The organism is Streptococcus equinus (assembly GCF_900101445.1).
Classification (GTDB): Bacteria; Bacillota; Bacilli; order Lactobacillales; family Streptococcaceae; genus Streptococcus; species Streptococcus equinus_B.
Genome location: NZ_FNKE01000002.1, coordinates 1 through 14995, shown reverse-complemented (window position 1 = coordinate 14995; position 14995 = coordinate 1). Strand labels below are relative to the sequence as shown.

At 40.2% G+C, this 14995-nt stretch carries 8 protein-coding genes, 1 tRNA gene and 1 rRNA gene; 1 reads left to right on the top strand and 9 read right to left on the bottom strand.

Going from position 1 to position 14995, the window contains the following annotated elements; translation table 11 throughout:
• Positions 1-71: 71 nt before the first annotated feature.
• The 3 genes from rpoC to pbp1b all read right to left on the bottom strand — a co-directional run bounded on the left by rpoC (position 72) and on the right by pbp1b (position 10119).
• Entirely contained in the window at positions 72-3707 is a 3636-nt protein-coding gene (rpoC, locus tag BLR83_RS07645) for a DNA-directed RNA polymerase subunit beta' (protein WP_074561128.1), read from the bottom strand.
• Positions 3708-3885: 178 nt separating this feature from the next.
• Complete coding sequence (gene rpoB, locus BLR83_RS07640; RefSeq protein ID WP_039697354.1) at positions 3886-7455, bottom strand: DNA-directed RNA polymerase subunit beta; 3570 nt, start codon at positions 7453-7455, stop codon at positions 3886-3888.
• Between the two features lie 342 nt (positions 7456-7797).
• Positions 7798-10119, bottom strand: a complete 2322-nt coding sequence (gene pbp1b / locus BLR83_RS07635) for a penicillin-binding protein PBP1B (RefSeq protein ID WP_074561127.1) — start codon at positions 10117-10119, stop codon at positions 7798-7800.
• Between the two features lie 161 nt (positions 10120-10280).
• On the opposite strand from pbp1b, the gene tyrS reads away from it, so the two are divergent.
• A complete protein-coding gene (gene tyrS / locus BLR83_RS07630; protein ID WP_074561126.1) occupies positions 10281-11537 on the top strand; it encodes a tyrosine--tRNA ligase in 1257 nt (418 codons plus the stop codon).
• Positions 11538-11612: 75 nt separating this feature from the next.
• Here tyrS and BLR83_RS07625 read toward each other — a convergent pair whose 3' ends face one another.
• The 6 genes from BLR83_RS07625 to rrf form a co-directional block, all read right to left on the bottom strand.
• The gene (locus tag BLR83_RS07625) at positions 11613-12431 is read right to left on the bottom strand and encodes a metal ABC transporter permease (RefSeq protein ID WP_020915966.1); all 819 of its coding nucleotides are present in this window, start codon (positions 12429-12431) and stop codon (positions 11613-11615) included.
• A complete protein-coding gene (locus BLR83_RS07620) occupies positions 12421-13131 on the bottom strand; it encodes a metal ABC transporter ATP-binding protein (RefSeq protein WP_074561125.1) in 711 nt (236 codons plus the stop codon). Before BLR83_RS07620 ends, BLR83_RS07625 begins: the two co-directional genes overlap by 11 nt.
• On the bottom strand, positions 13128-13574 hold the full coding sequence (locus tag BLR83_RS07615) for a zinc-dependent MarR family transcriptional regulator (protein WP_074561124.1): 447 nt from the start codon (positions 13572-13574) through the stop codon (positions 13128-13130). The genes BLR83_RS07620 and BLR83_RS07615 overlap by 4 nt, the downstream gene beginning before the upstream one ends.
• Before the next feature lie 80 nt (positions 13575-13654).
• Positions 13655-14503: a 4-(cytidine 5'-diphospho)-2-C-methyl-D-erythritol kinase gene (ispE, locus tag BLR83_RS07610; protein ID WP_074561123.1), complete on the bottom strand. Its 849-nt coding sequence runs from the start codon at positions 14501-14503 to the stop codon at positions 13655-13657.
• Positions 14504-14686: 183 nt separating this feature from the next.
• Positions 14687-14760, bottom strand: a tRNA-Asn gene (locus BLR83_RS07605).
• A gap of 5 nt (positions 14761-14765) precedes the next feature.
• Positions 14766-14881, bottom strand: a 5S ribosomal RNA gene (rrf, locus tag BLR83_RS07600).
• Positions 14882-14995 lie beyond the last annotated feature (114 nt).

The window sequence follows — 14995 nt, the reverse complement described above, 5'->3', positions numbered from 1 at the left end:
AAACAGCTCAACAAAAAGGCCTGAGATAAACTCAGGCCTTTTCATTTATTAAACTCAAATGTGAAATCAGATTATTCAGCGTCTGTTGTTGCAGTTGCTTCAACTTCTGCTTCTTCACTTGTTTCAAGTTCATTAACAGCTTGTGGTTCAAGGTTACGGTAACGTGCCATACCTGTACCAGCTGGAATGATTTTACCGATGATAACATTTTCTTTAAGACCAAGAAGGTGATCTTTTTTACCACGGATAGCAGCATCTGTAAGAACACGAGTTGTTTCTTGGAATGATGCAGCTGACAAGAATGAGTTAGTTTCAAGCGAAGCTTTAGTAATACCCATAAGTACTGGACGTGCAGTTGCAGGAATACCACCAGAGATAACAACATCTTTGTTAGCATCTGTGAAGTCTGCGATATCCATAAGTGTACCTGGAAGAAGATCTGTATCACCAGGATCCATGATACGAACTTTACGAAGCATTTGACGAACCATTACTTCGACGTGTTTATCACCGATTTCTACCCCTTGGCTACGGTATACTTTTTGTACTTCGGCAAGAAGGTAAGTTTCAACTGATAATGTATCACGAACTTCAAGGAGACGTTTAGGTTGGATAGAACCTTCAGTAAGTGGAGCACCACGGTGAACTTCGTCACCAACAGCTACTTTCATACGAGCTGTGAATGGTACCACGTATTCACCCATACCAGTCTTACCTTGAACGTAAACTTTCTTAGTACGTGTAGAAGCATCTTCTTCGATGTCAACAACAGTACCTTTAACTTCAGTGATAACTGCTTCCCCTTTAGGGTTACGAGCTTCAAAGATTTCTTGGATACGAGGAAGACCTTGTGTGATATCGGTATTTGACGCAACACCACCCGTGTGGAAGGTACGCATTGTAAGCTGTGTACCAGGTTCACCGATAGATTGAGCGGCAATTGTACCAACTGCTTCACCAACTTCAACCGCATCACCTGTAGCAAGGTTGACACCATAACAGTGACGACATACACCATGACGAGTGTTACATGTAAATACTGAACGGATTGTTACTTCTTCAACACCAGCTTTAACAATTTCAGCTGCCATATCTTCAGTAATCAATACGTCTGGACCAACGATAACTTCGCCAGTTTCAGGGTGTTTAACAGATTTCTTAGTGTAACGACCAACAAGACGTTCTTCAAGAGTTTCTGTAACTTCTTTACCATCAGTGATAGCACGGATGACAAGACCACGGTCAGTTCCACAATCGTCTTCACGAATGATAACATCTTGGGCAACGTCAACCAAACGACGAGTAAGGTAACCAGAGTCGGCAGTCTTAAGGGCTGTATCGGTCATACCTTTACGAGCACCGTGAGTTGAGAAGAACATTTCCAAGACAGACAAACCTTCACGGAAGTTAGACAAGATAGGCAATTCCATGATACGTCCGTTCGGAGCAGCCATCAAACCACGCATACCGGCAAGTTGTGAGAAGTTAGAGATGTTACCACGAGCTCCTGAGTCCATCATCATAACGATAGGGTTCTTAGGATCTTGTGTTTCAATCAGACGTTGTTCAAGTTCTTCTTTAGCTTCACGCCATGTTGTTGTAACAGCAACATAACGGTCATCATCAGTCATCAAACCACGACGGAAGGCTTTGTTAATTTGTTCAACTTTCGTGTGGGCTGCATCGATAATTTCTTGTTTGTTATCGATAACTGGGATATCGGCGATACCCACTGTCAAACCAGCAAGAGTTGAATGGTAGTAACCAAGGTCTTTCAAGCGGTCAAGGAAGGCTGATGTTTCTGTTGTACGGAAACGTTTAAAGATTTCCGCGATAATGTTACCAAGATTTTTCTTCTTGAATGGAACGTTGATGTCCAAGCTGTCAATAACAGTGTGGATATCTTGACCAGGTGCCAAGAAGTATTTATCTGGAGTTTTTTCAGTCAAGTTAGCATTGTTTGGTTCTTGAAGGTAAGGTAGATCATCAGGCATGATGTCGTTAAAGAGGATCTTACCAACAGTTGTAACCATGATTTTGTGTTTTTGTTCATCAGTCCATGGTTTGTTTGGCATGCTATCAACTGTGATACCAACACGTGTGTGCAAGTGAACATAACCGTTACGGTATGCCATAACTGCTTCATCACGGTCTTTGAAGATCATTCCTTCACCTTCACGACCTGGTTCTTCCATAGTTAGGTAGTAGTTACCAAGAACCATATCTTGAGATGGTGTTACGACTGGTTTACCATCTTTAGGGTTAAGGATGTGTTCTGCGGCAAGCATAAGAAGACGTGCTTCTGCTTGAGCTTCTTCAGAAAGTGGTACGTGGATGGCCATTTGGTCACCATCGAAGTCGGCATTGTAGGCTTCACAAACAAGTGGGTGAAGACGAAGTGCTTTACCATCGATAAGGACTGGTTCAAAGGCTTGGATACCCAAACGGTGAAGAGTCGGTGCGCGGTTAAGAAGTACTGGGTGTTCTTTGATAACTTCTTCAAGAATATCCCAAATACGTTCATCTCCACGTTCAACCATACGTTTAGCAGCTTTAACGTTACCAGCGTAATCACGAGCAACGATTTCACGCATTACGAATGGTTTGAACAATTCGATAGCCATTTCACGTGGCACACCACATTGATACATTTTAAGTGTTGGACCAACGGCGATAACTGAACGTCCAGAGAAGTCAACACGTTTACCAAGCAAGTTTTGACGGAAACGACCTTGTTTACCTTTAAGCATGTGACTCAAAGATTTAAGAGGACGACTACCAGGACCTGTGATTGGACGACCACGACGACCGTTATCGATAAGAGCATCGACAGCTTCTTGCAACATACGTTTTTCGTTTTGCACGATGATACCAGGGGCATTCAATTCAAGCAAACGAGCCAAACGGTTGTTACGGTTGATAACACGACGGTAAAGGTCGTTCAAGTCAGATGCAGCGAAACGTCCACCATCCAATTGAACCATTGGACGAAGATCTGGTGGAATAACTGGCAAGATGTTAAGTACCATCCATTCTGGTTTGTTACCAGATTTGTAGAAGGCATCAAGAACATCCAAACGACGAACAGCTTTGATACGTTTTTGACCAGTTGCTGTTTTCAATTCTTCTTTAAGTTCAGCGATTTCAGATTTCAAATCAACGCGTTTAAGAAGATCTTGGATAGCTTCCGCACCCATTTTAGCTACGAATGAACCTTGTCCATATTCTTGGATTTTTTCACGGTATTCGCGTTCTGTCAAAAGTGATTTTGGTTCAAGCGGAGTATCTTTTGGATCGATAACCACGTAAGCAGCGAAGTAGATAACTTCTTCAAGTGCACGTGGGCTCATGTCCAAAGTAAGTCCCATACGTGATGGAATACCTTTGAAGTACCAAATGTGTGATACTGGAGCTTTCAATTCGATGTGACCCATACGTTCACGACGAACTTTAGCACGTGTTACTTCAACACCACAGCGGTCACAAACAATTCCTTTATAACGAATACGTTTATATTTACCACAAGCACATTCCCAGTCTTTTGTAGGTCCGAAGATAACTTCATCAAAAAGACCTTCACGTTCTGGTTTGAGCGTACGATAGTTGATTGTTTCAGGTTTTTTAACTTCACCATAAGACCATGAACGGACCTTACTTGGTGAGGCTAATGTGATTTGCATACTTTTAAAACGATTTACGTCAACCACTAGTTTTACCTTTCTTTATTGTACTTTTGAAAATAGCTGAGCTACTTTCTAACTGTCATGACTTACAAATCATTGACTGTAAGACATCATTTATCGTTATAGGACTTATCCAAACAATCCGACTAAGAGAAGCAAAATTTACTTGCAACTCTTATGCCCAAATTGTTCTTTCCTATTATTATTTTTCTTCTGCAGAAACTTCAGCTTTTTCAGCTTCTTCTGTTTCTTGTTTTTGACGAGCTTTTTCAAGATCATCAACGTGCATTACGTCGTCATCTTCACCTTCATCAAGGTCACGAAGTTCAACTTCGTTGTCATCTTCGTCAAGCACGCGCATGTCAAGACCAAGTGATTGCAATTCTTTAACAAGTACTCGGAATGATTCTGGCACACCTGGTTTTGGAATTGGTTTACCTTTAGTGATGGCTTCATAAGCTTTAAGACGACCAGTCACATCATCTGACTTGTAAGTCAAGATTTCTTGAAGGACGTTTGATGCACCGTAAGCTTCCAAAGCCCAAACTTCCATTTCACCGAAACGTTGTCCACCAAATTGTGCTTTACCACCAAGAGGTTGTTGTGTAACGAGTGAGTAAGGACCAACTGAACGTGCGTGAAGTTTATCATCAACCATGTGGTGAAGTTTGATCATGTACATGACACCAACTGACACACGGTTATCAAATGGTTCACCAGTACGTCCATCGTAAAGAACTGTCTTAGCGTCGCTAGCCATACCAGCTTCGTTAACAGTATCCCAAAGATCTTCTGAAGTTGCCCCGTCGAAGACCGGTGTTGCAATGTGGATACCAAGGTTACGAGCAGCCATACCAAGGTGAAGTTCCATAACTTGTCCGATGTTCATACGAGATGGCACCCCAAGTGGGTTCAACATGATATCGACTGGAGTTCCGTCTGGAAGGTAAGGCATGTCTTCAACTGGAACAACACGAGAAACAACCCCTTTGTTACCGTGACGACCGGCCATTTTATCTCCGACTTTGATTTTACGTTTTTGTGCGATGTAAACACGAACGAGCATATTAACACCTGATTGCAATTCATCACCGTTAGCACGTGTAAAGATTTTAACGTCACGAACGACACCATCTCCACCGTGTGGTACACGAAGTGATGTATCACGAACTTCACGAGATTTATCACCGAAGATTGCGTGAAGAAGACGTTCTTCAGCAGAAAGGTCTTTTTCACCTTTAGGTGTTACTTTACCTACAAGGATGTCACCTTCTTTAACTTCAGCACCAATACGGATGATACCCATTTCGTCAAGGTCTTTAAGAGCTTCTTCACCAACGTTTGGAATTTCGCGAGTGATTTCTTCAGGGCCTAACTTAGTATCGCGTGTTTCTGATTCAAATTCTTCCAAGTGAACTGATGTGTAAACATCTTCTTTAACAAGACGTTCACTCAAGATGATGGCATCTTCATAGTTATAACCATCCCAAGTCATGTAAGCGACGATTGGGTTTTGACCAAGAGCCATTTCACCTTTTTCCATTGAAGGACCATCAGCGATGAAGTCACCTTTTTCAACGATATCGCCAACTTTAACAAGTGTGTGTTGGTTATAAGCTGTACCTGAGTTAGAACGACGGAATTTAGTGATGTGGTAAACATCAAGTGAACCATCTTCACGACGAACTTCAACTTTTTCAGCGTCAGAGAAGACAACTCGTCCATCGTGTTTAGCGATGACGGCAGCACCTGAATCGTGGGCTGCTTGATATTCCATACCAGTACCAACATATGGTGCGTGTGGATCGATCAATGGCACCGCTTGACGTTGCATGTTGGCACCCATGAGGGCACGGTTAGAGTCATCGTTTTCAAGGAAAGGAATACATGCTGTCGCAACGGCAACTACTTGTTTAGGTGAAACGTCAACGAAGTCAACGATGTTTGATGGGAACTCTTGGTTATTACCTTGGTGACGACCCATAACGATGTCTTCAGCAAATGTTCCGTCTTCGTTAAGTTTTGAGTTAGCCTGTGCTACTGTGTATTCATCTTCTTCATCGGCAGTCAACCAAACGATTTCGTTTGTAACCACACCTGTAGCACGGTCAACTTTACGATATGGTGTTTGGATGAAACCATATTTGTTAAGGTGTCCGTATGTAGACAAGTTATTGATCAAACCGATGTTAGGTCCTTCAGGAGTTTCAATCGGACACATACGACCATAGTGAGTGTAGTGCACGTCACGAACTTCATAACCAGCACGGTCACGAGTCAAACCACCAGGTCCTAAGGCTGACAAACGACGTTTGTGAGACAACTCAGAAAGTGGGTTGTGTTGGTCCATGAACTGTGACAATTGAGAAGAACCGAAGAATTCTTTAACGGCTGCAGTTACAGGACGGATGTTGATGATTTGTTGTGGTGTCAACACTTCGTTATCTTGTACTGACATACGTTCGCGAACGTTACGTTCCATACGAGCAAGACCAATACGGAATTGGTTAGCAAGCAATTCACCAACGGCACGGATACGACGATTACCAAGGTGGTCGATATCATCAACTTTACCTAGACCTTCAGCAAGGTTAAGGAAGTATGACATTTCAGCCAAGATATCAGCTGGTGTAAGCGCACGTGCTTTGTCATCAGGATTTGCATTACCAACGATTGTAACAACGCGGTCTGGATCAACCGGTGATACAACTTTGAATTTTTGAAGAACAACAGGTTCAGTGACAACAGCGTAATCGTTTGGTGTGTAAACAAATTTGTTAAGATCACCATCCAATTGATCAGCAATTGAATCGATAACGTCACGTGTCATTACTGTACCAGCTTCAACAAGGATTTCACCTGTTTCAGCATCAACCAAGTTTTCAGCAATTGTTTGGTTCAAGAGACGAGTCTTGATGTTAAGTTTTTTGTTGATTTTGTAACGACCAACAGCTGCCAAGTCATAACGACGTGGGTCAAAGAAACGAGCTACAAGCAAGCTACGTGAGCTATCAGCTGTTTTTGGTTCACCTGGACGAAGACGTTCGTAAATTTCTTTAAGTGCTTCGTCAGTACGTGAATCTGCTGGGTTTTTGTGAATATCTTTTTCGATAGTGTTACGAACAAGTTCGCTGTCACCAAAGATATCCATGATTTCATCATCACCTGAGAAACCAAGAGCACGTACAAGTGTTGTAAATGGAATTTTACGTGTACGGTCGATACGTGTGTAAGCAATGTCTTTTGAATCTGTTTCTAATTCAAGCCATGCTCCACGGTTAGGGATTACAGTTGAACCGTAACCAACTTTACCGTTTTTATCAACTTTATCGTTGAAATAAACACCAGGAGAACGAACCAACTGAGAAACGATAATACGTTCACCACCATTGATGATGAATGTACCCATTTCAGTCATAATTGGGAAATCACCGAAGAAAACTTCTTGAGTTTTGATTTCTCCTGTTTCTTTGTTAATCAAACGGAAGGTTACAAAAATAGGTGCTGAGTAAGATGCATCGTGGATACGAGCTTCTTCAAGCGTATACTTAGGCTCTTTCAATTCGTAACCAACAAATTCAAGTTCCATAGTATCCGTAAAGTTTGTAATTGGAAGTACATCTTCAAAAACTTCTCTTAATCCGTTATCCAAGAAGTCTTTAAAAGAATCCGTTTGAATTTCAATCAAGTTAGGTAAATCAAGAACTTCCTTGATTCTTGAAAAGCTACGACGTGTACGGTGTTTCCCGTACTGAACTTCATGTCCTGCCAAGTTTTTTACTCCTTCATTAAAATACAGAGGTCTATAAACTCCATCATAACCACAATTCTCTTCATACGACGAGAACAATCATTACTTTTTCATTTTGACCTTTATAGTTAGGATGCTTAAAACACCCCGCCAAGTGTGTCGTTGATGTGAATTTTTAGAAACTTTAAATATAGGTTACAAACCGCATTTTTTCTAAAATTAGGCACAAAAAGAGCAGCTAAATCTGACCATAAAAAGTGTGATTTAACTGCTGCAAACCTTAGTTGGACAATATTTCAACTAAAGCAGACGACAAATAGTTGTTAATATTATACCTTATTTTTTCAATTTTTGCAAGTATTTTTAGTTACTGCTGTTGGTTTTAATCGCCGAATTATGAAGCAATGCATCCCATGCTTTCGTGTAGTCGCTATCTGTTCCACCGATAGCAAATTTATAGGTCATATTACCAGCGCCAGTCTTAGCCCAATAACTTGTTGTTGTCTCACCGCTAACATTAAGCGAGCGACCATTTACCGTTACAGTACCAGGCTGTAAACCAGTTGCTTTTAGAACCGTTGACTTAATCACACTTGAAGACAAATTGTATTTGTCTGTTCCAAATGCATTCGCATTAGCATTATAAATGCTATTAACCAAATCAGCCATATACTGTGCGTTGTATTTGTAACCAGCCATTGAGTCTAGAGAAGTATTATCATCGTTACCTGCCCAACCACCTAAAGTTACTTTTGGTGTTGAAAGCATCAACCAAACATCCGTATAATTATCGGTTGTACCTGTTTTCCCTGACCAATCTGCTTGCGCTACTTGGCCGTTCAAAGCTTGTAAATCTTTGTAGAACTCAGTAGTTGCGCCACCTTTAACAACATCTTTCAACAACTGATTCAAAATGCTAGCCGTTGCTTCTGAGAAGACACGAACTGGATTTGCTTTGTGTTGGTAAATAACATTACCTTTATTATCAGTGATGCTATCAACCAAGTAGCCTTTCATGTAAACACCACCGTTTGAAATCATTTGATAAGCATTTACTTGTTGAAGAACAGTTGTTTCAATACCACCACCTAAAGGCAGACTTTCAATCGCGTAGTTGTCAACGCTATAATTCATTTTCTTCATGTAAGACTCAATATCAACATTATGATTGAGCAACATTTGATAAGTCCAATAAGCTGGAATATTCCATGATGTATTAAGTGCTTCTTGAAGGTTAATCATGCCAGTTCCGACGTCGTTACCGTGCATGATTGGTTGACCACTTGAGAAATTCGTTGGGTAATTAGAAAGAATACTTGCGCTACCAAGAAGCCCCTGATCAATGGCAATACCGTAAGCGATAATCGGTTTGATACTTGAACCAGGTGAACGTGCGGTATCAAAAGCGTGGTTATTTTGGTTGGTTGAATAATCCCTGCCACCAATAAATCCTAAAATCGCACCAGTAGAATTATCCATCAAGACATTCCCGACATCAACTTGTTGAGAACTTCCTTGATCCAGTGTGCTACCATACTGTGCTACTGCGTTTTGCATAGCATTGTAGACATTCTTATCAATTGTTGTCTTAACCGTGTAGCCACCTTGTTGCAAAGTTTCAGAAGCTAATTTACGGTAAGATTCTTTCGTCGTATCGTTTTTCAATTCTTGTTCAGAAACACCATTTTTCTCAATCAAGTAATCATACATGATATCTTGTGCTTCTTCTAGGACAGAATAGTAAAGGAAATCGTGAGAACTTGTCGTTGCAGATGCTGGTTGAATAAAGTCTTGACTAACATCGTATGACTTATACTCATTGTACTCATCTTTTGTCAAATAGCCTGCGCGGTACATGTTGTAAAGAACATCTTGTTGACGAGAAAGACCATAAGCCATATTTTCCGCATCTTTTAGCTGACCAGCAGCTGTGTAAGGCGAATAAACAATTGGACTTTGTGGTAAACCAGCCAAAAATGCAGCCTGTGGAATCGTCAAATCACTTGCAGACACCCCAAAAATACCCTGAGCCGCCTCTTCAATCCCAGCAATATTTTCACCCTTATTGTTACGTCCAAAAGGTGACACATTCAAGTAATCGGTCAAAATCTCATCTTTATTCAAATAACGTTCCAAAGCCAATGCGTAAATAATCTCACGTGATTTACGTTTAAATGTTGGATCGTCACCTAAGACCTGTTGCTTGATTAATTGTTGCGTCAACGTTGACCCACCACTAGTTTCGCCTAAACCAAGAACAGAACCTAAAGTCGCACGGAAAACCGCCTTAGGAACCACACCATCGTGCCCCTCAAAATTTTCATCCTCAGTTGCTACAATGGCATGTTTCATATTTTCTGAAATAGCTTCGCTAGCAACTGGTGTACGTAGCAAGTCCGTATCAATGGCAGCAATCGAACTGCCATCAGAATAAGACATCTGTGACACGCGCGTCAAGGAAGTCACCTGACTGACCAAGCTCTCCTTATCAGGAATTTTAACCGCATCTATCTGACTAGCAAGATAACCAAAAGCTAAACCGACTCCCAACATGCCAAATAAGATGACAATGATATAAAAAAAGTCGGTTAACAACTTAACTGTCCTCAAAAAGACTGATCCAAAATCAAGTAAGCCAAGCTTCTGATGATCTGCTTTTTTCTTATTTTTATTTCTCTTACTCATTCTAATACCTCGATAATATTATACCAAACTTTGATAAAGCTTGCATAGAGGCACCGCTTTTTGATATAATAGCCTGTAAACTACAATATCATTGAGGGAAAATCTAGCCTAGCTAGAAGACACAAATATTACCCTCAAAATTTTAAGTAAGGAGAAAGCTCGTGAACATATTCGAAGAACTCAAAGAACGTGGCTTAGTTTTTCAAACAACTGATGAAGAAGCCCTTGTCAAAGCATTAACAGAAGGGCAAGTATCCTATTATACTGGTTATGATCCTACAGCTGATAGTCTTCACCTTGGTCACTTGGTTGCCATTCTAACATCACGTCGCCTTCAAATGGCAGGACATAAACCATACGCTCTTGTTGGGGGAGCTACAGGACTTATCGGTGACCCATCATTTAAAGATGCTGAACGCAGTCTTCAAACAAAAGAAACTGTTGATGGATGGGTTGTTAAAATTCAAAATCAATTGTCACGTTTCCTTGATTTCGAAAATGGCGACAACAAAGCCGTTATGGTTAACAACTATGACTGGTTTGGTAACATTAGCTTCATCGACTTCCTACGTGATGTCGGTAAATACTTTACTGTCAATGCAATGATGAGTAAAGAATCAGTTAAAAAACGTATTGAAACAGGTATCTCATACACTGAGTTTGCCTACCAAATCATGCAAGGTTACGACTTCTACGAATTAAACGACAAATACAACGTTACTTTGCAAATTGGTGGTTCTGACCAATGGGGTAATATGACTGCTGGTACAGAACTTCTTCGTCGTAAAGCTGATAAAACTGGTCACGTTATGACAGTGCCACTTATCACTGACGCTACAGGTAAAAAATTCGGTAAATCTGAAGGAAATGCCGTATGGCTTGACGCTGACAAAACATCTCCATACGAAATGTACCAATTCTGGCTCAACGTTATGGACGACGATGCTGTTCGCTTCTTGAAGATTTTCACATTCCTTTCACTTGACGAAATCGCTGAAATCGAAAAAGAATTTAACGCTGCTCGTCACGAACGTCTAGCACAAAAAATCTTGGCTCGTGAAGTTGTTACACTTGTTCACGGTGAAGAAGCTTACAAAGAAGCTCTTAAAATCACTGAACAACTTTTCGCTGGAAACATCAAGAGCCTTTCAGCAAAAGAATTAAAACAAGGTCTAAACAACGTTCCTAACTATGCTGTTCAAGAAGATGATAACCGCAATATCGTTGAAATGCTTGTTGCAGCTAAAATCTCACCATCAAAACGTCAAGCACGTGAAGACGTTCAAAACGGTGCTATTTACATCAACGGTGAACGTATCCAAGACCTAGATTACACACTTTCTGACGACGATAAAATCGATAACGAACTTACTGTTATCCGCCGCGGTAAGAAAAAATACTTCGTATTGACTTACTAATTTAAAATCATTAACAGATGCTCTAAGCATCTGTTTTTTTATGCCATCAAAAAAGAGAGGAACTTCCTCTCTTTTTTAACTATTACGACGACTTACCACATTAAATAAATTTACCAAAAGGAAAATGGCTACAAAAATAATTGTAATCGTCGCACTTGCTGGTGTTTCCCAGTAATATGAGGTGATAATACCAGTCACCATACCAATAAAACCAACTAAAACACCAATAAAAATCACTGATCTAAAGTTTTTCCCAAGTCTCATGGCAATACTTGCTGGTAAAACCATAATCGTTGACACCAGCAGAGCTCCTGCTGCAGGAATCGTCAAAGCAATCGCAATCCCAGTCACAATATTGAACAACAATGACATCAAACGAACTGGCAAGCCATCAACAAAAGCTGTCTCCTCGTCAAATGTCAGAACATACATCGGTCTGATGAACAACAGAGTCAAAATCAAAACAATAACTGCAATCACAAACAAAGCAATGACTTGACCCATATTAATCGTCACAATCGAACCGAATAAATACTGTTCCAAATTCACACTACCAGCATTCTCTGACTTACTTGTTACAATCAAGGCAACCGCTAAACCAAGCGACATCAGAATCGCCGTAGAAATTTCAATATAGTGCTTATAAACCGTCTGCAAATATTCTAAAACAACAGCTGCAATCGTCACCACAATGACCGTTGACCAAGTTGTTGATTTTCCAAGTAAAATACCAAGAGCAACACCAGCCAAAGAAACGTGGCTAAGTGTATCACTCATCAAACTTTGATGACGTAGGATTAGGAAAATCCCCAAAATCGGAGCGAAAATACTAATCGCAACTACCGCCATAATAGCGCGTTGCATAAAATCATATGAAAAAATCTCAGTCAGCATCCTTAGCTCCTTTCTTTGTTAAAGCATGAAGATCGAAGCAATGCCAAGGTGTCTTTTGACTACGAACCAGGTGAATATTACGGTCAGCATAACGTTTCACCTCATCTGGATCATGCGTAATCATCAAAACAGATTTTCCGTGTGTATGTGCACTGTGGTGCATCAATTCGTAAAATTTTTCAGTTGTTCCAGCATCCATACCAGTTGTTGGTTCATCTAAAATAAAAATATCAGGATCTGAAGCAAAAATACGCGCAATCACAATACGTTGTTTTTGACCTCCAGATAAGCTCCCAATGCGCTTATTACGATTTTCCCACATACCAACTGATTCTAGACTAACCTTAACGTGTTCTTCGTCATGCTTAGTCAAACGGCGAAACCAACCATTTCGAGGATATCGACCAGAACGGACGAATTCATGAACCGTTGATGGAAAACCAGCATTAAAACTAGCAATCTGCTGTGGCAAATAGGCAATACGAAGTTTCTTGCCATCTTTATTTGTTTTAGAGATTGTCACTTGACCACTCTTTGGTGTCAAAATACCAAGCGTCGCCTTAACCAAAGTTGATTTTGCTGCACCATTTTCACCAGTTAAAGTAACAAACTCACCACTATCTAAATGGTAATTAATCCCTTCCAAGACAGGTTCACTGTCATATTGGAAAGATAAATCTTCTACTGTAATATATCTCATTTACACCCTTCTAGCTCATCTGAAAAAGCAGTCAAGAACCTTGAGATGATAGACTGTTCTTCATCTGAAAAATCATCAATCAATTTTTTATAAACTGACAATGTCGCATGATGGTGATGAGTGTGCTCATCAGCGACAGGTTTAGCAAGCTCAGTCAACTCAAAATAAGTTACACGAGCGTCATCTTTATTTTTCACAGGCGCAAGCATTCCCTCTTTGACCAAACACTTGATAGCCTTAGTAACCGCTGCTTGGCTAATATTCAAACGTTTTGCCAAGGCTGAATTAGTCAATCGCTCTTGCGATAAGAGCATCAAAATATGCTCTTGCGTATTAGTTAATTCAACACCGCTTTGACAAGCACCAAATAATAACTCGTGCTGATTTTCGGCTTTTAATAAAATTTCATTTACTAGACAGTCAATTTGTTTTTCTAGCTGCATTATCAACACTCCTCTCACTTCATTAACCAGTTAATTATATCAAAAAGAAAAAGAAGAATCAATTACCTGATTCCCTTTCATCACAATATTCGAACTTTGTAAACTTCCTTACAGAAGCCTCGCATACTATTAACCAAACGGTCTGCCTTTTTCTCTGAACGACACAAACCAAAAACCGTTGGACCACTTCCTGTCATCAAAGCAGCATCAGCCCCACACTTCATCATCCGATCCTTGATCTTTTGGATAAATGGCTTGCGCTTAATGGTAATATCCTCTAAAGAATTTCCCATATGAGCAATAATCTGTTCGTAATCATTAGCTAAAACAGCTTCCTTTAAAGAATCAATATCAACACGAGAAATCGTCTCACAATCAATCTCAGGAAAAACCGTGCGCGTTGAAACCCCAAAATCAGGTTTAACCAAAACAACCCAAGCAGATAAAGAAGTATTTAAACACTCCACAATCTCACCCTTACCAGAAATGCAGGCACAACCAGCTCCCAAACAATATGGCACATCACTCCCCACTTGAAAGCCAATCTCAATCATTTCTTCTTTAGATAATTCAAGTTGCCATAACTTATTTAAAGCCCTGATAGTGGCAGCAGCATCAGTTGACCCGCCACCCAAACCAGCACAGATAGGGATTGTTTTCTCCAGTTCAATCTTAACACCAGAGTTGATGCCATATCTATCCTTAATGAGCTGAGCTGCCTTAAAAACATCATTTTTAGCATTTAAAGGCATCTTGTGATTATTAGACTCAACAATAATATCTGAGCAAGAAATCTCAGATACCGTGATATAGTCATTCAAATCAACACTAACCATAACCATTGATAAATCATGATAACCATCAGGCCTTTTCCCAACAATATCCAAGCCTAAATTAATCTTAGCAGGTGCCTTTTCAATAATAACCATTAAACATTCCTTTTAAAATATTACATCTATTATAACAAATATTCTGAAAAGAACACACCATAATAGTCTCCTTCTATGAAAAACATCATATTTTCAGGAAAATAATTTTTAAAATACTATTTCTACAAATGAATGCAGAAAAAAAGCAACTCAATGAGTTGCTCTCCGTCTACCGCTTTTAAACTCCGCCAGTAGGACTCGAACCTACGACATCATGATTAACAGTCATGCGCTACTACCAACTGAGCTATGGCGGATAAATGCTAAGCGACTACCATATCTAACAGGGGGCAACCCCCAACTACATCAGGCGTGCTAGGGCTTAACTTCTGTGTTCGGCATGGGAACAGGTGTATCTCCTAGGCTATCGTCACTTAACTATGATTGATTATCCAATCAAAATTGAATACCTATATATTCTAACAAGAAACCTACGCGCTGTCAATATTGACTCGTTTCTTTTTTGGATAAGTCCTCGAGCTATTAGTATTA